The sequence below is a fragment of the Streptomyces sp. NPDC004610 genome (assembly GCF_040609715.1).
In the GTDB taxonomy this organism is placed as follows: Bacteria; Actinomycetota; Actinomycetes; order Streptomycetales; family Streptomycetaceae; genus Streptomyces.
Window position 1 is genome coordinate 38,068 of the sequence record NZ_JBEXLA010000049.1, and the last position, 20,967, is coordinate 59,034.

21 protein-coding genes and 1 pseudogene are annotated in these 20,967 nt (G+C 72.5%); 17 read left to right on the forward strand and 5 right to left on the reverse strand.

Annotated features, from left to right (window positions below):
* Positions 1 to 149: 149 nt before the first annotated feature.
* From ABZX40_RS37245 to ABZX40_RS37255, 3 genes are read left to right on the forward strand one after another with little or no spacing between them, the layout of a single operon-like run.
* The gene (locus tag ABZX40_RS37245) at positions 150 to 1,697 is read left to right on the forward strand and encodes an NAD(P)/FAD-dependent oxidoreductase (protein ID WP_355749249.1); all 1,548 of its coding nucleotides are present in this window, start codon (positions 150 to 152) and stop codon (positions 1,695 to 1,697) included.
* Complete coding sequence (locus tag ABZX40_RS37250) at positions 1,694 to 2,620, forward strand: alpha/beta hydrolase (protein WP_355749246.1); 927 nt, start codon at positions 1,694 to 1,696, stop codon at positions 2,618 to 2,620. The genes ABZX40_RS37245 and ABZX40_RS37250 overlap by 4 nt, the downstream gene beginning before the upstream one ends.
* Positions 2,617 to 3,510: an SDR family oxidoreductase gene (locus ABZX40_RS37255; protein ID WP_355749243.1), complete on the forward strand. Its 894-nt coding sequence runs from the start codon at positions 2,617 to 2,619 to the stop codon at positions 3,508 to 3,510. Before ABZX40_RS37250 ends, ABZX40_RS37255 begins: the two co-directional genes overlap by 4 nt.
* 646 nt (positions 3,511 to 4,156) lie before the next feature.
* Here ABZX40_RS37255 and ABZX40_RS37260 read toward each other — a convergent pair.
* The gene (locus ABZX40_RS37260) at positions 4,157 to 7,489 is read right to left on the reverse strand and encodes a S41 family peptidase (protein WP_355749240.1); all 3,333 of its coding nucleotides are present in this window, start codon (positions 7,487 to 7,489) and stop codon (positions 4,157 to 4,159) included.
* A 188-nt stretch (positions 7,490 to 7,677) separates the two neighbouring features.
* On the opposite strand from ABZX40_RS37260, the gene ABZX40_RS37265 reads away from it, so the two are divergent.
* Both ABZX40_RS37265 and ABZX40_RS37270 read left to right on the forward strand, forming a co-directional pair.
* Positions 7,678 to 8,280, forward strand: a complete 603-nt coding sequence (locus ABZX40_RS37265; protein ID WP_355749237.1) for a TetR/AcrR family transcriptional regulator — start codon at positions 7,678 to 7,680, stop codon at positions 8,278 to 8,280.
* Positions 8,281 to 8,469: 189 nt separating this feature from the next.
* Positions 8,470 to 10,686 (forward strand): MMPL family transporter, encoded by a 2,217-nt coding sequence (locus ABZX40_RS37270; protein ID WP_355749234.1) that lies wholly within the window; start codon positions 8,470 to 8,472, stop codon positions 10,684 to 10,686.
* A gap of 62 nt (positions 10,687 to 10,748) precedes the next feature.
* Here the strand turns inward: ABZX40_RS37270 and ABZX40_RS37275 are convergent, their stop codons facing one another.
* Complete coding sequence (locus ABZX40_RS37275) at positions 10,749 to 11,183, reverse strand: ATP-binding protein (RefSeq protein ID WP_355749231.1); 435 nt, start codon at positions 11,181 to 11,183, stop codon at positions 10,749 to 10,751.
* Between the two features lie 112 nt (positions 11,184 to 11,295).
* Here ABZX40_RS37275 and ABZX40_RS37280 point away from each other — a divergent pair, with 112 nt between their 5' ends.
* The 6 genes from ABZX40_RS37280 (at position 11,296) to ABZX40_RS37305 (ending at position 14,828) form a co-directional block, all read left to right on the forward strand.
* Positions 11,296 to 12,150 carry a helix-turn-helix transcriptional regulator gene (locus ABZX40_RS37280; RefSeq protein ID WP_355749228.1) on the forward strand — a complete coding sequence of 285 codons (855 nt, stop codon included), beginning with the start codon at positions 11,296 to 11,298 and terminating at the stop codon, positions 12,148 to 12,150.
* Entirely contained in the window at positions 12,147 to 12,335 is a 189-nt protein-coding gene (locus ABZX40_RS37285) for a DUF397 domain-containing protein (protein ID WP_355749225.1), read from the forward strand. Before ABZX40_RS37280 ends, ABZX40_RS37285 begins: the two co-directional genes overlap by 4 nt.
* Before the next feature lie 111 nt (positions 12,336 to 12,446).
* Positions 12,447 to 12,869, forward strand: coding sequence for a hypothetical protein (locus tag ABZX40_RS37290; RefSeq protein WP_355749222.1), 423 nt, complete (start codon positions 12,447 to 12,449; stop codon positions 12,867 to 12,869).
* The gene (locus tag ABZX40_RS37295; RefSeq protein WP_355749220.1) at positions 12,866 to 13,474 is read left to right on the forward strand and encodes a hypothetical protein; all 609 of its coding nucleotides are present in this window, start codon (positions 12,866 to 12,868) and stop codon (positions 13,472 to 13,474) included. Before ABZX40_RS37290 ends, ABZX40_RS37295 begins: the two co-directional genes overlap by 4 nt.
* Entirely contained in the window at positions 13,444 to 14,334 is an 891-nt protein-coding gene (locus ABZX40_RS37300; protein WP_355749218.1) for a hypothetical protein, read from the forward strand. Before ABZX40_RS37295 ends, ABZX40_RS37300 begins: the two co-directional genes overlap by 31 nt.
* Positions 14,331 to 14,828 carry a GNAT family N-acetyltransferase gene (locus tag ABZX40_RS37305; protein ID WP_355749213.1) on the forward strand — a complete coding sequence of 166 codons (498 nt, stop codon included), beginning with the start codon at positions 14,331 to 14,333 and terminating at the stop codon, positions 14,826 to 14,828. Before ABZX40_RS37300 ends, ABZX40_RS37305 begins: the two co-directional genes overlap by 4 nt.
* A gap of 43 nt (positions 14,829 to 14,871) precedes the next feature.
* Here ABZX40_RS37305 and ABZX40_RS37310 read toward each other — a convergent pair whose 3' ends face one another.
* On the reverse strand, positions 14,872 to 15,141 hold the full coding sequence (locus ABZX40_RS37310) for a hypothetical protein (protein ID WP_355749210.1): 270 nt from the start codon (positions 15,139 to 15,141) through the stop codon (positions 14,872 to 14,874).
* A 162-nt stretch (positions 15,142 to 15,303) separates the two neighbouring features.
* On the opposite strand from ABZX40_RS37310, the gene ABZX40_RS37315 reads away from it, so the two are divergent.
* The 4 genes from ABZX40_RS37315 (at position 15,304) to ABZX40_RS37330 (ending at position 18,179) form a co-directional block, all read left to right on the forward strand.
* On the forward strand, positions 15,304 to 15,822 hold the full coding sequence (locus ABZX40_RS37315) for a DUF6879 family protein (protein WP_355749207.1): 519 nt from the start codon (positions 15,304 to 15,306) through the stop codon (positions 15,820 to 15,822).
* Positions 15,823 to 16,047: 225 nt separating this feature from the next.
* Positions 16,048 to 16,347, forward strand: coding sequence for a hypothetical protein (locus ABZX40_RS37320; protein WP_355749204.1), 300 nt, complete (start codon positions 16,048 to 16,050; stop codon positions 16,345 to 16,347).
* 50 nt (positions 16,348 to 16,397) lie between these two features.
* Positions 16,398 to 17,000 carry a sigma-70 family RNA polymerase sigma factor gene (locus ABZX40_RS37325; RefSeq protein WP_355749201.1) on the forward strand — a complete coding sequence of 201 codons (603 nt, stop codon included), beginning with the start codon at positions 16,398 to 16,400 and terminating at the stop codon, positions 16,998 to 17,000.
* A gap of 3 nt (positions 17,001 to 17,003) precedes the next feature.
* Positions 17,004 to 18,179, forward strand: coding sequence for a CU044_5270 family protein (locus tag ABZX40_RS37330; protein WP_355749198.1), 1,176 nt, complete (start codon positions 17,004 to 17,006; stop codon positions 18,177 to 18,179).
* 44 nt (positions 18,180 to 18,223) lie between these two features.
* Here the strand turns inward: ABZX40_RS37330 and ABZX40_RS37335 are convergent, their stop codons facing one another.
* The gene (locus tag ABZX40_RS37335; RefSeq protein WP_355749195.1) at positions 18,224 to 18,727 is read right to left on the reverse strand and encodes a hypothetical protein; all 504 of its coding nucleotides are present in this window, start codon (positions 18,725 to 18,727) and stop codon (positions 18,224 to 18,226) included.
* 98 nt (positions 18,728 to 18,825) lie between these two features.
* Between ABZX40_RS37335 and ABZX40_RS37340 the strand changes: the two genes are divergently transcribed.
* Both ABZX40_RS37340 and ABZX40_RS37345 read left to right on the forward strand, forming a co-directional pair.
* Positions 18,826 to 19,335, forward strand: coding sequence for a YbaK/EbsC family protein (locus tag ABZX40_RS37340; protein ID WP_355749192.1), 510 nt, complete (start codon positions 18,826 to 18,828; stop codon positions 19,333 to 19,335).
* Positions 19,332 to 20,177 carry an EamA family transporter gene (locus ABZX40_RS37345; protein ID WP_355749189.1) on the forward strand — a complete coding sequence of 282 codons (846 nt, stop codon included), beginning with the start codon at positions 19,332 to 19,334 and terminating at the stop codon, positions 20,175 to 20,177. The genes ABZX40_RS37340 and ABZX40_RS37345 overlap by 4 nt, the downstream gene beginning before the upstream one ends.
* An 18-nt stretch (positions 20,178 to 20,195) precedes the next feature.
* Here the strand turns inward: ABZX40_RS37345 and ABZX40_RS37350 are convergent.
* Positions 20,196 to 20,787: pseudogene (locus ABZX40_RS37350) on the reverse strand (hypothetical protein).
* Positions 20,788 to 20,967 lie beyond the last annotated feature (180 nt).

Below are 20,967 nucleotides of genomic sequence, written 5' to 3' on the forward strand. Positions count from 1 at the left end.
TAACTTTCCTCTCCCGACCCCTTCCCGACCCTTCCCGACCCCTACCGGTCGGTACGGTCCTCCTCTACTCTCCCCATTGCGCCAGTGTTCACTGGCAGAGTTCATGGGTGATGAGTGAGGGGTGATGGGTGATGAGTGGAGGCGGTTCGATGGCTCAGCACATCCCGGAGCGGGCGCGGCGGCACGAGCATGTGCGCGTCGCCGTGATCGGGTCCGGCTTCGGCGGGCTCGGGGCTGCCGTACGGCTGCGGCGCGAGGGTGTCACCGACTTCGTCGTCCTGGAGCGCGCCGGATCCGTCGGCGGCACCTGGCGCGACAACAGCTACCCGGGGTGCGCCTGCGACGTCCCCTCCCACCTCTACTCCTTCTCCTTCGCCCCCAACCCCGAGTGGCCCCGCACCTTCTCCGGGCAGGAGCACATCCGCGCCTATCTGGAGCATGTCGCCGATGTCTTCGGACTGCGCCCGCAGCTGCGGTTCGGCGCCGAGGTCAAGCGGATGACCTGGGACGCGGCGGAGTTGTGGTGGGTGATCGAGACCAGTGCGGGGACCCTGACCGCCGAGGTCGTCGTCTCCGCGACCGGGCCGCTCTCCGACCCCAAGGTCCCGGACATCCCCGGCCTCGACACCTTCCCCGGCACGGTCTTCCACTCCGCCCGCTGGGACCACGGCACCGATCTGCGCGGCAAGCGGGTCGCCATGGTCGGCACCGGCGCCTCCGCCATCCAGATCGTGCCCGAGATCCAGCCCGAGGTGGCGCGGCTGGTGCTGTTCCAGCGGACGCCCCCCTGGGTCATGCCCCGGGTGGACCGGGCGATCAGCGCCCCCGAGCGCTGGCTGCACCGGCGGCTGCCGCTGACCGCGCGGGCCCGGCGCGGACTGCTCTGGGGCATCCGCGAGATGCAGGTCCAGGCGTTCACCCGGCACCCCGACGAACTGGGCCTCGTCGAGCGGCTGGCGAAGCGGAACATGGCCCGCGCGATCAAGGACCCGGCCCTGCGCGCCCGGCTCACCCCCCGCTACCGCATCGGCTGCAAGCGCATCCTGCTCTCCAGCACCTACTATCCGGCCCTCGCCCGCCCCAATGTGCGGGTCGTGGCGAGCGGGCTGAGCGAGGTGCGCGGCTCGACGGTCGTCGGCGCGGACGGGACGGAGGCCGAGGTCGACGCGATCGTCTTCGGTACGGGGTTCCATGTCACCGACCTGCCGATCGCCGAGCGGGTCGTCGGCGTCGGCGGGCGCACCCTCGCCGAGGCGTGGCAGGGTGGGATGGAGTCGCTGCGCGGCGCCTCGGCCGCCGGGTTCCCGAACTGGCTGAGCGTCATCGGGCCCAACACCGGCCTCGGGAACTCCTCCATGATCCTGATGATCGAGTCCCAGCTGAACTACCTCGCCGACTACATGCGCCACCTCGACCTGCTGGGAAGCGGCCAGGACCGCCGGGTCGCCCTCGACGCCCGCCCCGGCGCGGTCGGCGCCTGGAACCGGCGGGTCCAGGAGCGGATGAAACGGACCGTGTGGAACACCGGCGGCTGCACGAGCTGGTACCTGGACGCCGCCGGCCGCAACACCACGGTCTGGCCGGGCACCACGGCCGAGTTCCGCCGGGCGACCCGGCGGGTGGACCTCACCGAGTACGAGGTCCTGCGGGCCGCCGAGGCCGTCGCGCCGGACGCCCGGGAGGTGAGCGCCGCGTGAGCCGCCCGACCCGGACACCCCCCGGCCCGTACGCCCCCGTCCCCGCCCGTGAGCTGACCGCCGTCTCGGCGGACGGCGCCCGGCTCCATGTCGAGGCGCACGGCCCCGAGGACGCCCCCGCCGTCGTCCTCGCGCACGGCTGGACCTGCTCGACCGCCTTCTGGGCGGCCCAGATCCGCGCGCTCTCCGCCGACCACCGGGTCATCGCCTACGACCAGCGCGGCCACGGCCGCTCCCCGGCCGACCCGCGCTGCGGCACGGCGGAACTCGCCGACGACCTGGAGGCGGTCCTGCGCACCGCGCTGCCCCCGGGACGGCGGGCCGTCGTCGCCGGGCATTCCATGGGCGGGATGACGGTGATGGCGGCGGCCGGGCGCGACGGCTTCCGGGAGCGGACGGCGGCGGTCCTGCTGTGCAGCACCGGCAGCGGGCGGCTGGTCGCCGAGTCGACGGTCCTGCCGCTGCGGCCGGGCCGGTTGCGCACGGCACTCACCGGGCGCGTCCTGGGCTCGCGCGCCCCGCTGGGGCCGGTCACGCCGGTGGCGCGCGCGGTGCTCAAGTACGCCACGATGGGCTCCGCCGCGACCCCGGCCATGGTGGACGCCGCCGCCCGGATCGTGCACGCCTGCCCGCGCCGGGCACGGGCCGACTGGTCCCATGTCCTCGCCACCCTCGATCTCGACGCGGCCGTACGGGAGCTGCGGCTGCCGGTGGCGGTCATGGCGGGCGTACGGGACCGGCTCACGCCGCCGGTGCACGCGCGGGCGCTGGCGGCCGGGCTGCCCCGGTGCGTCGGGCTCACCGAGTTGCCCGGGGTGGGCCATATGACCCCGGTCGAGGCGCCTGACCTGGTCACGGAGAAGCTCCGCGAGCTGGTGGACACGTACCTCACCCATCCCGTACACGCCGAGGAGAGCGCATGAGCAGGGTCAGTCTGGAGGGACAGGTCGCCGTGGTCACCGGGGCGGCGCGGGGCGTGGGGGAGTTGCTGGCCCGCAAGCTCTCGGCGCGGGGCGCGACCGTCGCGCTGGTCGGGCTGGAGCCGGACGAGCTGAAGCGGGTGGCGGACCGACTGCACGCCGAGGGCGGCCACGGCGGCCACTGGTACGCCGATGTCACCGACGACGAGGCGATGGGGCGGGTCGCTGCGGAGGTGAGGGAACGGTTCGGGAAGGTCGACATCGTGGTCGCCAACGCGGGGGTCGCGGCGGGCGGTCCGTTCACCGGCTCCGATCCGGGGGCGTGGCGGCGGGTGATAGAGGTCAACCTCATCGGCTCGGCGGTCACCGCGCGGGCGTTTCTGCCGCTGCTGGCCGAGAGCCGGGGCTATCTGCTCCAGGTGGCTTCCCTCGCCGCGATCACCCCGGCGCCGATGATGACGGCGTACTGCGCGTCCAAGTCGGGGGTGGAGGCGTACGCGCACTGTCTGCGCGCGGAGGTGAGGCATCAGGGGGTGAAGGTGGGGGTCGCCTATCTGTCCTGGACCGACACGGACATGGTGCGCGGGGCGGATCAGGACGCGGTGATGCGGGAGTTGCGGCGGCGGTTGCCGTGGCCGGCGAGCAGGACGTACCCGCTCGGTCCCGCGGTGGACCGGATCGTCGCCGGGATCGAGCGGCGGGGGGCGCATGTGTACGCGCAGTGGTGGTTGCGGGGGATGCAGGGGGTGCGGGGGTTTCTGCCGGGGGTGGTGGGTGTGGTGGGGGCGCGTGAGGTGCGCAGGGTTGCGGGGCGGTTGGGGGATGTGCGGACGGGGTTGGTGGGGGCGGGTGGGGTTGCGGATGACGGGGTTCGCGCGGCGCGGCGGGGGTGACGGGGGCTTGGGTGCAGGGTCGGGTGCGGGTGGTGGGGGGCTGGTCGCGCAGTTCCCCGCGCCCCTAAAAGCCGGTGGTCACCCGGCGTTCGGCAGGAACCGGTCGTTGCGCCTCCGAAGCGACCCGCCCCCGGCGTTCGGCAGCAACTGGCCAGCGCAGCGCCCGGACGCGACCGGCCCTCGGCGCTCGGCAGCGACCGGCCGCCGCGCGCCCGGACGCGACCGGCCCTCGGCGTTCGGCAGCGACTGGCCGCCGCGCGTCCGAAGCGACCGGCCCCGGCGTCGGCAGCGACCGGCCCCCGCGCGCCCGGACGCGACCGGCCCTCGGCGTTCGGCAGCAACTGGCCGCCGCGCGCCCGGACGCGACCGGCCCTCGGCGTTCGGCAGCGACCGTCCGCCGCGCGTCCGAAGCGACCGGCCCCCGGCGTTCGGCAGGAACCGGTCGCCGCGCGCCCGGACGCGACCGGCCCTCGGCGTTCGGCAGCGACCGTCCGCCGCGCCTCCGAAGCGACCGGCCCCCGGCGTTCGGGAGCAACCAGCCCCCGCCCCTCCGAACCGCCCCGCCCCCGGCGTTCTACGCATCCCCCTCTCCCGACGCATCCCCCTCTCCCTGCGCGTCCCCCTCCCCCGACGCATCCCCCTCCCCCTACGCATCCCCCCTCTCCGGCAGTCGTGGACGCGCCCGGTTCGGGGTGTTTTCGTATGTCGGTGGGGTTGCCGGTGGGGAGTTGGTGAGGGTGGTGAGGGCCAGGGTTACCGCGTCGTCCAGTTGGGCGTAGCGGCCCTCCGCCCAGTCCAGGGGGGTGCGCAGGGCGGGGACGTCGGGTTCGACGCCGTGGTTCTCCACGCCCCACCCGTACGCGTCGAACCACGCCGCGTTCATCGGGACCGTGATCACCGTGCCGTCGACCAGGCGGTGGCGGCCGGTCATGCCGACGACTCCGCCCCAGGTCCGCTGGCCCACCACCGGGCCGAGGCCGAGGAGTTTGAACGCGGCGGTGATCATGTCGCCGTCGGAGGAGGTCGCCTCGTCGGCGAGGGCGACCAGGGGGCCGCGCGGGGCGGTGGACGCGTATGACACCGGCTGGGCGTTCCGGGTGAGGTCCCAGCCCAGGATGGTGCGGGTCAGTTTCTCCACCACCAGTTCGCTGATGTGGCCGCCGGAGTTGCCCCGGACGTCCACGATCAGCGCCGGGCGGGACATCTCCATCCGCAGATCGCGGTTGAACTGGGCCCAGCCCGAGCCGCCCAGGTCGGGGATGTGGAGATAGCCGCAGCGGCCGTCGCTGAGGGCCCGGACCACCTCCCGGCGTGTGGCCACCCAGTCCTGGTAGCGCAGCGGGCGTTCGTCGATCAGCGGGATCACCGCGACCCGGCGGGCCCGGCCCGCCTCGCCCTCCGCCGGGATGAACGTCAGCTCCACCGTCGTCCCGCCCGCCCCGGCGAGCAGCGGGTAGGGGCCGGTCACCGGGTCCACCGGCCTGCCGTCGACATGGGTGAGGACCGCGCCCTCGCGGATGCCCGTCCCGGCCAGCGGGGAGCGGGCCTTGGAGTCGGAGGAGTCGCCGGGGAGGATCCGGCCGATCAGCCACGCCCCGTCCCGGGGGACCAGGTTGGCGCCCAGCAGGCCCTGGCGGCGCTGGTAGTGCGGGGGGCCCTCGTTGCGGCGGGCGGGGGTGACATAGGCGTGGGAGGTGCCGAGTTCGCCGAGCACCTCGCGCAGCAGGTCGGCGAACTCGTCGGGGGTCGCCACCCGGTCCACCAGGGGCCGGTACTGGGCGAGGATCCCCGGCCAGTCGATGCCGCTCATACCGGGGTCCCAGAAGTAGTCGCGGGTCAGCCGCCCGGCCTCGGCGTACGCCTGGCGCCACTCCGCGCCGGGGTCGCTCTCGTGCAGGACGCGGCGCAGATCGATCCAGGTGGTGGTCTCGCCGTCGGCCGCCTCGGTCGCGGGGACGGCCCGCAGCTCGTCCTCGTCCATCACCACCACCCGTGAGCCGTCGCCGCTGACGGCGAACCAGTCCAGATGGCCGACCAGTTCGGAGGTGCGGGCCTTGGCGATGCCGAAGTACTCCAGGGTCGGGCGGCCGGTGGTGTCGGCGGGGTTGGCGAAGGTCTCGCCGAGGGCGCCGGAGATCGGCCAGCGCAGCCAGATCAGCCCGCCGCCCGCCACCGGGCACAGCGCGGAGTATTTGGAGGCGGTGACCGGGAACGGGGTCACCCGGCTCTCCAGCCCCTCGATCTCCACGGTCACGGAGGCCACCGCGCCCTCCTCGCCCGCACCCTCCGCCGTCATCTCCTCCGACTCCACCGGGTCCCAGCCGCCCGCCGCCGGACGGCCGTCGGGGGAGAGGGCGAAGGGGGAGGGCGTGGCGGAGGAGAGCGGGACCAGGTAGGGGCGGCAGCCCAGCGGGAAGGAGAGGTCGCCGGTGTGGACGTCGTACACCGGGTCGAAGCCGCGCCAGGAGAGGAAGGCGAGATAGCGGCCGTCGCGGGTGAAGACCGGGTTCTCGTCCTCGAAGCGGCCGTTGGTGACATCGGTGATCAGCCGGTCCTTGATACGGGCGAGTTTGATCTGCCGCAGGGAGCGGCCGATGCCGGGGTGGGACCAGGTCAGCCAGGCCCCGTCCGGGGAGAAGGCGAGGTCGCGGACCGGGCCGTTGAGGGAGTGGATCAGCTCGGTGACCTCGCCGTCGGACTCCTGCTCCGAGTCTCCGGCCGAATCCACCTCCGCATCCCCCTCGGGCTCCTCGCTCGCGTCGAGCAGCAGGAGTCGGCCGTCGTGTGCGGCCAGGGCGAGGCGTTCGCCCTGGGGGTCGGCGACGAGTTCCAGGACCCGGCCGAGCGCGCCGGAGGCGAGCCGTCGGGCGGGCCGGTCGCCGCTGGCCCGGGGCAGGGAGGCGATCTCGACGGCGTCCTCGCCCTCCGCGTCGGTGACATAGGCGACCCGGCCGCCCGCGCCGAGCATCTCCGGCAGCCGGACCCGGACGCCCGGGGTGTCGCTGAGGGTGCGGGCGGGGCCGTCGCGGTGGGTGAGCCAGTACAGGCTGCCGCGTACGACGACGGCGCTGGCCCGGCCGGTCTCGTCCACCGAGAGTCCGTCCACGTGCTGGGCGGCCGGGACCTGGTAGGGGCGGCGGCCGGTGCGGGGCCCGCTGAGCCGGATGTCGAGGCGGCGCGGTACGGCGGTGGGGGAGAGGTCGTCGACGAGCCACAGGTCCCCGGCGCACTGGTAGACCACGCGGGTGCCGTCGCCGGCGGCGTTGCGGGCGTAGCAGGTGTCGTGATCGGTGTGGCGGCGCAGGCCGGTGCCGTCGTGGGCGCAGGAGTAGAGGTTGCCGACGCCCTCGTGGTCGGAGAGGAAGGCGATGCGGTCGCCGAGGAACATCGGGTCGGCGAGATGCCCGCCGAGGTCTTCGAGGAGTCGGTGGCCGTGCAGCCAGAGGCGGCCCATGGCGCCGCCCCGGTAGCGCTTCCAGGAGGCGGGTTCGTGGGGCGGGGTGCCGGTGAGCAGCAGGGTGCGGCGCTCGCCGCCGAGGTCGGCGACCTGGATGTCGGTCACCGGGCCCCAGGGGAGCCTGCGGCCGGGGTCGCCGTCGGGGCGGAGCTTGTGGGACCAGGTGAAGTAGGAGAAGGGCTCGCCGTGCGAGGCGACGGCGAGGATCTCGGGCTCCTCGCCGTCCGGCCCCGGCGGGGTCCAGCCGCGGACCCGGGTGTCGGCGCTGCCCCAGTACGTCAGCTGCCGGGCGGCGCTCCCGCCGTCGACCGGGACGAGATGGATCTCCGGGACGAGGCTGCGCCAGCTGGTGTAGGCGAGATGGCGGCCGTCGGGCGAGAAGCGGGGGTGACCGGCCTTGGTCCGGTCGGCGGTCAGCCGCCAGGCGCGTCCGGCGCCGTCGAGGGGGGCCAGCCAGAGATCGTCCTCGGTCACGAAGCACAGCAGATCGCCGTGGAGATGGGGCATGCGCAGATAGCTCACCTCCTCATGTTTTTCCGGGGGACGGGGGTGGGCAACTCGTCCATGTGTGCCGCGTCGCCGGTCTCTTTAGCTATCCTTTACGAAAGTGACCCAGCACACGTACGAAACGGTTTCGTTTCGCTTGCTGCGCCGCTATATTCGTCGTGTACACACCCTGGTGTCCGTCACCGGAGAGGAAGGCGAGAGACATGACTGAAGTCGCAACGGCGCGTCGCAGTCGGCTCACGCCCGAGCGCGAGGCCGAGCTGTACGAGGCCGTGCTCGATCTGCTCCGGGAAGTCGGCTACGACGCCCTCACCATGGACGCCGTCGCCGCCCGCACCCGGTCCAGCAAGGCCACCCTCTACCGCCAGTGGGGCGGAAAGGCACCGCTGGTCGTCCGGGCCGTACGGCACAACAAGCCCCACAACCTGGACGAGATCGACACCGGTTCGCTCCGGGACGATCTGCACGCGATGGCGACCATCGACGACGACTGCTCGATGGAACAGAACTCGGCGCTGATGCGGGGGGTCGCCATGGCGATCCACTCCAACGCCGATCTGCGCCAGGCGTTCCGGGAGCAGCTCGTGGAACCCGAGATGGAAGAGTTCCGCAAGATCTTCCAGCGGGCGATCGACCGGGGTGAGATCCGGGAGGACTGCCCGGCGCTGAAGTTCATGGTGCACATGATGGTCGGCGGCTTCGCCACCACCGCACTGCTGGACGACAAGCCGCCGACGCAGGACTTCCTCGTCTCGTACATCGACGCCGTGGTCCTCCCCGCCCTCGGCGTGCGCACGACCGACTGAGCCGCCGTCAGCCGCATTCCCCGGCCGAGGACCGACTCATCACCTGTCACCCATCACCCGCGTTACCTACCCACGCTTCACCTGACGTCACCCGCTCATGTCGTCGGGACGATCACCCCTGCGTCACCGCCGGGCTGATCACCCTTGCCCCGATGTTTTCCCCACGACCATGACCGGGAGTACGCCCTCGTGGCCACGTTCCTCTACAAACTCGGCCGTCTCGCCTTTCGGCGACGGCACTTCGTCGTCCTGATATGGGTGGCGATGCTGACCCTCGTCGGAGTGGGCGCGGCGAGCGCCCCCGCCGCGGGCTCCGGTTCCTTCTCGATCCCCGGCACGGAGGCGCAGCGCGCCTTCGACCTGCTGGAAGAGCGCTTCCCCGGCTCCGCCGCCGACGGCGCCACCGCCCGGGTCGTCTTCAAGGCGCCCGAGGGCGAGAGCATGAACGACGCCGGGCACAAGTCCGTCGTCGAGGACACCGTCCGCGAACTGACCGACGGCGCCGAGGTCACCTCGGTCACCGACCCGTACACCGCCAACGCGGTCAGCCAGGACGGCACGACGGCCTATGTCTCCGTCGCCTACGACGTCTCCGGCATGGAGCTGGCGGACGCCACCAAGGACGCCCTCGAAACGGCCGCCGCCGACGCCCGGGACACCGGTCTGACCGTCGAGATCGGCGGCGACGCCCTCCAGGCCATGCCGCACACCGGCACCGGCGAGATCATCGGTATCGCGGTCGCCGCCATCGTCCTGGTCATCACCCTCGGCTCGCTGATCGCCGCCGGGCTGCCGCTGCTCACCGCGATCATCGGCGTCGGTATCGGCGTCGGCTCGATCACGGCGCTGGCCAGCACGCTCGACCTGGGCTCCACCACCTCCACCCTCGCGATGATGATCGGGCTCGCGGTCGGTATCGACTACGCCCTGTTCATCGTCTCCCGCTACCGGGCGGAACTCGCCGAGGGCCGCGACCGCGAGGAAGCGGTGGGCCGGGCGGTCGGTACGGCGGGCTCGGCGGTGGTCTTCGCGGGCCTGACCGTCGTCATCGCCCTCGCGGGCCTGGCCGTCGTCAACATCCCGATGCTCACCAAGATGGGCCTCGCGGCGGCGGGCACGGTCGTGGTGGCCGTCGTCATCGCCCTCACCATGATCCCGGCGCTGCTCGGCTACGCGGGCCGCAAGGTCCAGCCGGCGGGCACGAAGGGCAAGCTGCTGGGCCGCGGCAAGGCCGCCGACTCCGCCGCTGCGGAGAAGCCGAACATGGGCACCCGCTGGGCGCGCTTCGTCGTCCGGCGCCCGCTGGCCGTCCTCCTCATCGGCATCGTCGGCCTCGGGGCCGCCGCGATCCCGGTCGGCTCGATGCAGATGGGTCTGCCCGACGACGGCTCCCAGCCCACCGACACCACCCAGCGCCGCGCCTACGACCTGCTCTCCGACGGCTTCGGCCCCGGCTTCAACGGCCCGCTGATGATCGTCACGGACGCCCGCGCGAGCGACGACCCGGAGGCCGCGGCGAACCAGGTCGTGGACCGCATCGAGGCCCTGGACGGCGTCGTCACGGTCACGCCCCCCGCCCCCAACGAGGCGGGCGACACCTACACGATCACGGTCATCCCCGACTCCAAGCCGTCGTCCGTGGAGACCGAGGACCTGGTCCACGCGATCCGCGACGCGGGCGGCGAGATCGCCACCGACACGGGCGCGAATGTCCTGGTCACCGGCACGACGGCGATGAACATCGACTTCTCGCAGAAGATGAACGACGCGCTGATCCCGTATCTGGCGCTGGTGGTGGGCCTCGCCTTCCTCCTCCTGATCCTCGTCTTCCGCTCGATCCTGGTCCCCCTCAAGGCGGCGCTCGGCTTCCTCCTGAGCGTCCTGGCGGCGCTGGGCGCGGTCGTCGCCGTCTTCCAGTGGGGCTGGTTCGCGAACGTCATCGGGGTCGAGGAGACCGGCCCGATCATGTCGATGATGCCGATCTTCATGGTGGGCGTGGTGTTCGGTCTGGCCATGGACTACGAGGTGTTCCTCGTCACCCGGATGCGGGAGGCGTTCGTCCACGGCGAGAACCCGACGCAGGCCGTCGTCACCGGCTTCAAGCACGGGGCGCGGGTCGTCGCCGCGGCGGCCGTGATCATGATGGCCGTCTTCGCCGGCTTCATCGGCTCCTCCGACTCCATGGTCAAGATGATCGGCTTCGGCCTCGCCATCGCGGTCTTCTTCGACGCGTTCGTGGTCCGCATGGCCATCGTCCCGGCGGTCCTCGCGCTCCTCGGCAAGCGCGCGTGGTGGTTGCCGCGCTGGCTGGACCGCGCGGTACCCAATGTCGACGTCGAGGGCGAGGGCCTGAAGACCCTGTCCGCCCCCGACGCCGAGGGCGAGAAGGAGCTGGTACGCGTCTGACGACGCGGTACGGCTCTGTTTGAGACCAGCCGGTGAGGGCTTCCGTGGGGACGGGGCTGCCCTCACCGGCTTCCTTGTGCGCGGACCTCGGCCCAGACGGTCTTCTTCGGATACGGCCCACCGCTGACCCCCCAGGTGTCGGCGAGCGCCTCGACCAGAAACAGACCCCGCCCGGAGACATGGTCGAGCCGGGGGTGGGTGAGCCTGGGCAGACGGTCGCCGAGGGTGTCGGTGACCTCGATCCGGAGGGTGTCCCCGACGACATAGAGGGTGAGCCGGAAGGCCCGGTCCGGGACGCGCCCGTGGGTGGCGGCGTTGGCGGTCAGCTCCCCGACGATGTGCTCCGCGGGGTCCAGGGGCCAGCCCCAGGAGAGGAGTTGCTCCCGGGCGAGGAGCCGGGCTTCGCGGGCGGCGCGGGGGGTTGGGGGGTGGAGGGTGGAGAAGTTCCTGAAGCTGTCGGTCGGTTGTGGAAGGGAAGGGGTGGTTTGTTGGCTCATGTCACCCAGCGTGGCGGGATGTGGTTGCCTTGAGGTGCGGTTGTGGCGGTGCGTATCGGCGCTGTCTCACCGTTGTCTCGCGCTGTCTCGTCCCGTCTCGAAGGTGGGGGTTATGAGCAACGAAGCTGCGGCGGAATCCGATGACGGACAGGAGCCGGAGGACGACGTTGCCTCACTGGTTCTGATGGTCGGCCGCTTGGTGCAGGTGGCCCGGCGACGGACCGGGATGAAGGTGGAGGAGTTCGCGAAGGCCATGGGGTACACCCCTGACATGATCCGCAAGATCGAGCGCGGGGTACGGATTCCCCGGCCGGAGTTCCTGGACCGGGCCGATGATGTCCTTCAGGCGCGGGGGTATCTCCGGGCATTCATGGTGGACATGGAGAAGGCCCAGTACCCGAGGAAGGAACGCGAGCTGAAGTCGCTGGAGGACAAGGCGGCAGAGCTGGCTCAGTACAGCACTCACAACATCCAGGGTCTCTTGCAGACACAGGACTACATGCGGGCGCTGTACGAGATGAGGCAACCTGTGTATCCGGAGCAAGTGGTCGAACAGGAGATCGCAGGCCGTATGGCCCGCAGGTCCATCTTCGAGCGGGATCCAGCTCCGACGCTCACCTTCATCCAGGAACAGGTCACGCTGGAGCGCCCTTTGGGCGGCAGGAAGGTGCTGCGCGCTCAGCTCGAACGCCTGCTGGAAGTCGCTCAGTTGCGGAACGTGACCCTTCAGATCATGCCAACCGATCGGGAAGAGCACGCCGGGATGCATGGACTGATCGAGGTGCTGAAATTCGCGGACGGCACCTCGCTGGGTCGCGCCGATGGCTGGACCAACGGTCATCGCCGTTTCGTCTCCGACCCCAAGGAGATTCGGATCCTTGACCTACGGCTCGGCGTGATCCGTTCTCAGGCGCTCCCGCCGGGGGAGTCGCTGACGTTCATCAAGCGCAAGTTGGGAGAACTATGAGCACCCCTGAACTCCACTGGTTCAAGAGCAGCTACAGCGACAGCAGCAACGGACACGACTGCGTGGAGGTCGCGATAGCCCCCGCCACCATCCACCTCCGCGACTCCAAGACCCCCACCGCCCCTCACCTCACCGTCACCCGGTCCACCTGGACCGCGTTCGTCGCGCACACCGGCGAGCACTGATCTGACCTCAGGGCGCGGAGCGCTGACGCCGCGCCCCGAGTACCCCCTTGTGCCGCCGCGGGCATGGCCGTCAGGCTCGTTCGAACCCGCCGCCCGCGAGAGGAGCACGTCATGCACACCACAGCCGTGGCACGGGTCGAACTCGGCAGGTTCCTGACGGTCGCCGCCCAGCAGTTCGACGCGGGGCGCACCGCCCCGGAGATGTTCTCTCCGGCCATCGACCGCGAATGGCACCGCCTTCTCGACTCGCCGGACTATCAGGCGTTCTGCACCGCACACGCCGGGCGTCAGATCGGCCATGCCCCCAACGTGGGGGCGGGTGAGGTCTCCTGGATCCGCGTCTACGAGGAACGGTTCGGGCCGCTGCCCGAGGTCTGGTTCGTCGACGAGTCCGGGCGCCTGGACCAACCCCGGCTGACCCACTACCGCGAGACCGGGACCGTGGTTGCCGAATGGGACTGCTCACCGGTGCCCGGCGACGGCGACGACGAGGCGGCGCCCGCGCGGCCCACGGCCGCCGCCGTACCTCGGTGACCGCCGGACGGCCCGGCACCGGGGCACTCCGCCTCGTCACCTCCCGTACCACCACACCTCGGCCGGACATCGTCGCCTACGCGGAGGCCGTGACCGCCCACTGCCCGTATCTCGCCTCGTCCCTCGGCCACGACCTCACCGGCTGGACACTCTACGAAGCCGCCGGTGCCGCCCCGGATGTCGAGGCGGCGGTGTTCCACGCCGCCGTACAGGCCGCCGAATGGGTCCGCCCGCTGATGACCCGTGCCCATGGCGCGTTCGTGTGCGAGAACGTGGCAGTCCTGGGCGTTGGACGGGAGGTGCTGCAATGGCCGCACTGGGCGCTGAAGCACCTGTACGGGCCGGTGGGACTGATGATCGGCAAATTCGCCGCAGGCGAGGAGCGCACCGATCACCAGGGCCGACGTATCCCCCCACCGCCCGTTTCGTTTCTGCCGGTACGGGCGGCCGTTCGGTCCCGTGACGGACGCTTCCTGCACCGCACCCCGGACCTGGCGGCGACTGTGGCGTCCGCGACGGACGACGGGCGTGATGTGTTCAGCGGTATCGGGTACGACTGGAAGGACGTCAGACGATGGGCGCAGCACCTCCCCCGGAGGCGGTAGCCGCTCTGGAGCAGATCGTGGGCCCGGTCACCTGCGATCCGCTCAGCGACCGGCGAGGCTCCCGAGCGTGGAAGGTCATCGGTACCCGGGGCGTCGTGGCGCTGAAAGCCAACAACCCCGAAGCCGCGCCCGGACGGGACAAGGCCGCCGAACTGGCCCAGGAGGACCGGCACCTGCTCGCCCTCGTCGACGCCGGTGCCCTCAGCTCCGGGTACCGGGTCGGGGCCGGTGAATGGGCGGGTGGCCGTTGGCTGGGGGTCCGCTGGATCGAGGGAACCCCGCTGTGGACCGCCATGGCCCCGGCCCGCGCCCCGGAGGGCGACCGGCGCTCGGTACGGTCGTGGCTCCTGGACATCGCCCGCACCTGGGCGGCGCAGCTCGAACCGCTGCACACCGCCGGCTGGGCCCACGCCGATGTGCAGCCCACCAACACCCTGGTCACGCCCGACGGATGTGCCGCGCTCTTCGACTTCGCCCTCTCGTGCGGGCCCGGCACGGCGGCGGACCGACTCCCGTACCGGGGTGCCCTCACCCACACCACCGCTCCCGAGATCGCCGAAGCCATCCTCACCACGCCCACCGGCACCCACATCCAGGCGCGGCCACCAGCCGACATCTGGGGCCTGGGCGCGTCCTTGTTCTGGTGCTGGACCGGACAACGCCCTGTCCCCTACACCGACGACACCCCGCGCAGGGACAAACTCCGCGCCATCGCCGACGGACAGCGCGTCCGATTCGATGACGCCCGGCCATGGCGCTTCCCCCTCTTCGAGGAGATCCTCGCCGCCTGCCTGGCACCGGTCGCCGACGAGCGGCCCACGGCAGCCGAACTAGGCGCTCTCATCGAGCGGGCGCAGTGATCACACTGCGGGACCTGGAGCCCGGCGACGCCCCCGCGGTGCGGAGGATCTACAGCGGCGCCTCCGTCACCTTCACCCGCGGTCACGCCATGAGCCCTGGCGAGGCCACCACGTACGTCTCCACCGCCCTTGCCCAGAGGTGGTGCTTCGGTGTCAGCGCCGATCACGACCTGATCGGCTTGATCAAGCTCCGCGACCGCGGCGCCGGTCACGCCACCGTGAGCTACATCCTGCGGGAGGACACCTGGGGGCGCGGCTACGGCACCGACGCCGTCCGGCGAGTCATCGCGTACGCCTTCACCGCCACTGCCCTGGAGCGGCTGAGCGCCAAGCACCACCCCGACAACCCCGCGTCCGGCCGCGTCCTGGCCAAAGCCGGGTTCCGCCGCACAACAGTCCTCCCCGTCCGCGTGGACGGCGTATCGGTGGCGTACCCGGTCTACGAGATCCGGTCCACCTGGACCGCGTTCGTCGCGCACACCGGCGACCGCTGACGACCCGCGCCCCCTGCACACGCACAGGGGGCGCAGCCGCACGTCAGCGGGTGACCCAGAGGTTCATGGCCCACCCGTTGTTGTCCTGCCGGAGGTTGTCGCACCAGTAGTACCCGTACGGGTCCTGGCCGCTGTAGGTGGTGCGGGCCAGGCTGCACTCGATCTGGACGCCCGGGGACGTGGGCGCGTGGAAGATCGCCACGACCGTGTTCGTGCCGGGCTCGGCCGCCGCCGGGGCCGCGGTCGCCGCGATGCTTCCGATGGTGAACAGGCCGGCGAGTCCCAGTCCTGCCAGAGTCTGCTTCAGACGCATGGATTCCCCCCTCGGGATCTGTCCGCCGTCCACCGGATGGGGAGGCGGGCCTCGTACGACGACGAAGCTAGACGCGGCGGGACGCGTACCGTGGAACGATCGGGCCGCGATGCCCGACCGGGCGGAATCGGTGCCCGATACGCGCGAACAGAGAGGCCAACCGTGGCGACACCCGTACGTGAGGCCCTCGCCGGGGCGCGGCGGTCCGCCCTGCACCTTGAGATGCGGGACGGCTATATGCGCGACGACCCGGAGTTCATCCGCTGGCAGCGGGGTCACCGGTACGATCCGGCCGATCGTGAGTCCTGGTGGCGCCCGTGGCTGGACGTGGTGGCCGAGACGACCGGCCGGGGTGTGACCATGCGACGGCTGAGGGTCGTGTCCGAGCCGCTCAGCGACTACGTCCGCTACGAGTACGACGGCACCTTCACGAATGTCGCGGCGGGCGAGAACGTCCGCTGGCTCCCGCGCTCGCGGGCGCGCGGTCTGCTGCTCCCCGTGCTGGACGGCTGGGTGGTGGACGAGGAGACCGTGATCCTCCACCACTTCAGCGGCGACGGCCAGTGGGTCGCCCCGCGTATGGAGGTGGTCCACGACCCGGAGCTTGCGACGCAGTACGTGACGGCGTACGACGCGGCGTGGGAGAGGGCCGTGCCCCACGCGGAATACCGGCCCGCCTGACCGCTTGGAATCGTCGGCCCCGCCCTGCTCCTGGGATAGTCACCCCATGGACCACCCCCCTGCGCCCACCGACGACCCGCCCCTCTCCCCGGAGGAGCACGCCGCTGTGCGGGCCGCCGTCTCCGTCGGGGGCGGATGCGGGGTCGGCGGTCGGCCCCCCACGCTCAACGGGCTGCTCGTGAGCTGGCGGTCGGTCGTGGCAGAGGTGGAGGACGGCTACTCGTGGTGCGCGCCGGAGCTCGGCACGACCTCTGGTGCCGTGGCGCGCTCGCGCGGGTCTGGCCCCTGCTGCCGCCGCGTGTCCGGTCCATCCGGTGGGCGGAGCTGCGGGAGACGGACCGGCGTTTTCGGGCGGCTACGGTTCCGTGGCCCGGCCGGGGTGAGGAGGAGGCGGGGGAGTGGTGGAGATGGCGCGTCCCGCGACTGCTGGAGACCGAGGCCGGAGACCGCCGCGAGCGCGGCTGGCCCTCCGGCTGGGCCATGATGCCGTTCCCCAAACCGGATGCCGTGCGGGTGGTCGGCTGACGATCGAGGCGATCACCCTGTAACGATCGCCCTCCCCCCACCACTTCTTCATGACAGAGAACACCGGAGAAGACGGAGGTGCGGCGGTGGCCGATCGGATGGCCGGTGCGGAGGAGGCCGGTGGAGAGGCCCGCTTCACCGTGATGTACGACGACTGCCGGGCGCGGGTCTGGGCCTATGTGGTCAGCCGGGCCGGGCGGCAGGTCGCCGACGAGGTGGTGAGCGAGACCTTCGCCATCGCCTGGCGGCGCCGGTCCGATGTCCCCGAGCCCCCGCTGCCCTGGCTGCTCGGCGTCGCCAGGAACGTACTGCGCGACACCGTGCGGGCCGAGGTCAGACGGGAGTCCTTCGCGGCGGAGCTGAGGGTGTGGACCACCGCGCACGACGCCGATATCGCCGAGGACGTCGCCGAGCGGGACGATCTGCTGACAGCGCTCGCCTCGCTGGCGGACGAGGATCGGGACGTGCTGATCCTCGCCGCCTGGCAGGGGCTCACGCCGGCTCAGGCGGCCGAGGTCGTCGGGTGCTCGGCCGCCGCCATGCGGGTGCGGCTGCACCGTGCGCGCAAGCGGCTCACCAAGGCGCTCGGGAACATGCCCCCGCCCGCCCCCTCCGTCCAGCCCCGGGTCCGGTTCGTGCGAGAGGAAGTGTGAGACATGGTCCGCAAGCAGGCCGAGAAGTGTGAGCACGGGGACGTCATGGCGCGGCTGGCCGCCGCCCGGCCCGCCGCGCTGGACGACGGGGCGACGGCCGACCCCGCCACCAGGGCGCGCGAACTCGCCGCCGCCGTACGGCACGACACTCCCGTGAGCAGGAAGTCGTGGCGGCCGGTGCGGTCGGTGCGGCCCCGGTGGGCGCTGGCCGCGCTGCCCGTCGCCGTGGCTGTCACGGTCACGCTGGTGCAGGGAGGCGGGGGCGGATCCGGGGACGCCAGTGACTATCTGCTGGCCGCCGCCGCGAAGGTGGAGGCCCGGGGGGACGGGGCGGAGGGCGACTACTGGTTCCAGGAGGAGCAGCTCGGCGCCCTGCACCGCGTCGCCGGGGAGGAGGGCGGGAACGAAGGGGAGTACGTCGTCGATCAGCGGGAGCGTGGGCGGCAGTGGCTCGCCGCCGGGTCCGACCGGCGCTGGTCCGAGTACGAGGACATCGGGACCCGTCCCGCGTCCCCCGCCGACGAGCGGGCCTGGCGGGCCGCCGGGTCCCCGGCCGAGTGGACGCTGCCGGAATCGTCCGGCGGTGATGTCGTACGGCGGGAGCCCACCGGCGTCGTGAAGCGGGACGCTCCCGGGGACGGCGTCGATGTCGTCCCGATCGGGGAACTGACGACCGATCAGCTGGCGGCGCTGCCCACCGAGCCGGGGGCGCTGCGGGCGCGGCTGGTGGAGCTGGCCAACGCCCGGTTCCGGTCGGCCGACGGCTCACCGGACGATCTGACCGACCGGATCGTCATCTGGCAGGCCATCGAGATCGCCGTCCATCTGCCCGCCGACGCCGAACTCCGCGCCGCCGCCTACCGGATGCTCTCGCAGGAGCCCGGCGTCCGGGACCTCGGGGTGGTCGAGGACCAGAGCGGGCGCGAGGGGTACGGCGTCGCCCTGCCCGCCCGCGAGGGCGAGTCCGAGCTGCGGCTGATCCTGGACCGCACGACCGGCACCCCCCTCGGCACCCTCACCGTCGCCACCCGCGCCCACGACGGCTGGGCCAAGGGTGACATCACCTCGTACACCACGACCGTCGAGCAGCGGTGGACGGACACCCCGCCCTCCTTCGACGAGGACATGGGGATGGACGAGGGCCGGGGGAGCGGGTCCGCCGCCCGCCAGGACGACTGAGGCGGGCCCCGCGGGGGAGGCGGCGCCGTACCTTTCCGGTCCGGCTACGGGAAGTACAGCGCCGCCTTGTCCCGTACATGGCCCGCGAACATGGCCTTCGCCACGCCCCGGCCCCGGAACATCGCGGTCCGGGGGCCGTGCTCGGTCACGGCGACCGCGATCGGGCGGCCCACCACGGTCATCCCCCTGACCCGGTGCTCCCGCGCCGCCCACTGCGCGGCGGCCGGCCGGACGTCCGCGCTGATCAGCGCGGGCAGAACCAGCCCCGCGTCGAAGGCGACCGAGATGCCGGAGATCCGGTGCCCGGCGGCGGCCATGGCCCAGTCGCTGAACTCGGCGAGCGCCGCCTCGTCCACGACGGGCACGGCGGCGGCGTGGACGAAGATCCGTGCCCCGGAGCCCAGCCAGCGGGCCTTTCGGTCGGTCCGCTCGCCCACCACCACCTCGTGGCCGTGCCAGTGGGTCGAGGAGACCGCGCAGTGGTCGGCCTCCAGTCGGGCGCGTAACGCGGCCAAGTAGGCGGGGGCAGAGGTCTGTTGGGGTGTCATGGGGGGATGCTCCAGGACGACCGGCGCCCCGGGGAAGGGCGGAGACGGAACCGTAACCCGGTCGCGTGCGCCCTACACGCGACGCTAGCGTGCCGCCCATGACCTCCCCCTCCTCTTCACGCGGATCCGCTGCGCACCCCCGTTTCGCCGAGGCGCTGGACGCTCTCGGCCTCGGGGAGGTGAAGGGCCGGGTCCGGCGCTTCCCCGACGCCACCCGCACCGCCGCCGAGGCCGCCGCCGCGATCGGCTGCGAGCTGAGCCAGATCTGCAAGTCGCTCATCTTCGCCGCCGACGGGGTCCCGGTGCTGGTGCTGATGGACGGGGCCTCGCGCGTCGATGTCGAGCGGGTCCGGCAGGAACTGGGCGCGGCCGAGGTCACCCGCGCCAAGGCCGACGTCGTCCGTGAGACCACCGGGTACGCCATCGGCGGCGTACCGCCCTTCGGGCACCGCAGCCGGACCCGGGTCCTCGCCGATCGCTCGCTGCTCGCCCACGACCTGGTGTGGGCCGCCGCCGGGGACCCGCACACCGTCTTCCCCGTGGAGCCCAAGGAGCTGATCGCGCACGCCGGAGCCACGCTGGTGGATGTGCGCGAGCCCACCGCGTGACGCCGCTGGTCGTGGCCGCCGTGCTCGGCGCGGCGGTCACCCACGCCGGGTGGAACGCCATCGCCCACCGCATCACCGACAAGCTGGTCGGCTTCTCCCTCATCTCCGGCGGCGGGCTGCTCATCGGCCTCGCCCTCGTACCGTTCGTGCCCGTCCCCGCCGTCGCGGCCTGGCCGTACCTCGTCCTCTCCGCGCTGATCCACATCGCCTACCACCTGCTGCTGATGCGCTCCTTCCGGCTCGGTGACTTCGGGCAGGCGTACCCCATCGCGCGCGGCACCGCGCCCCTGCTGGTCACCGGCCTCGCCGCGCTCTTCGCCCATGAGGTGCCGGACGGCTGGGCCGCCGCCGGGATCGCCCTGTCCTGCGCCGGGCTGACCGGCGTCGCCCTGTGGGGGCTGCGCGGCCGGCGCCCCAACTGGCCCGCCATCGGCGCCGCCCTCGCCACCGGCGTCACCATCGCCGCGTACACCGTGGTCGACGGCCTCGGGGTGCGCGCCGCCGACTCCCCGCTCGGCTACATCGGCTGGCTGATGATCCTGGAGGGGGCCGTGCTCCCGGCGTACGCCTGGTGGCGGTGGCGCGGGGAGACGCTCGCCCGGCTGCGGCCGTCCGCCGCGCTGGGGCTGATCGGCGCGGTGATGTCGGTCGCCGCGTACGGGCTGGTGCTGTGGGCCCAGACCCAGGCCGAGCTGGCGCCGATCGCCGCGCTGCGGGAGTCGTCCATCATCGTCGGCGCCGCCATCGGGGCCGTGCTCTTCAAGGAGCGGTTCGGGCTGCCGAGGGTGGTGGCGGCCGGGCTGCTGGTGCTGGGGATCGGGCTGATGCTGCGGTCGGGGTGAGGGGCAGGGTCTGGTGCCTCAGAGAGCGGCGTCCGGCGGCTCCCCGAACCGTGCCAGGGACAGCGCCGCCGTCACCGCCAGCGCGAACCCCAGCACCGCGAGCCAGGCCAGGCCCGCCCGGGTGCCGTCCCCCAGCCACACCACCCCCACCAGCCCCGGCCCGACGGTCTCCCCGATCACCATCCCGGCCGTCGCCGTCGTCACCGAACCGCGCCGCAGCGCCGACGTCAGCAGCAGGAACGCCGCGCCCCCGCCCAGCAGCAGGGCGTACACCGCCGGATCGGTGAGCAGCGCCTCCGGCGCCGGGTCGTCGATCAGCCGTACGGACACCTCCACCACCCCGAACCCGAACCCCGCCCCCAGACCCAGCACCAGCGCCCTGACCCGGCCCCGCAGCAGCCGCCCGCCCAGCGTCCCCAGCACCGCCACCGCCACCGCCGTCACCACCAACGCGTACGGCAGCGCCGCCGGACCGGGACGGCCGCCCTGCGGGCCGGAGGCCAGCGCCAGCATCGCCAGCCCGGCGCACACCGCCGCCACCGCGCCCCGCCATCGCCTGGAGCACGGTCGCGGTACCGAAACAGAGCGCGGCACCGAGGGCGCAGAGCAATCCAAAAGTCACCGGAACGCTGTAAACGGGTGTAAATGGTGTGGGTGGGTGAGTGTGAGGGGGCGCCGACTCCTGTCGGTGCGGGGGGGGGGGGTGCCCCTATGGGTTTGGTCAAGGTGATGGGGCAGGTTGGGGATCGTAGTAGGTGCCGTCTCGGAGCATGGCGAAGAGGACGTCGGC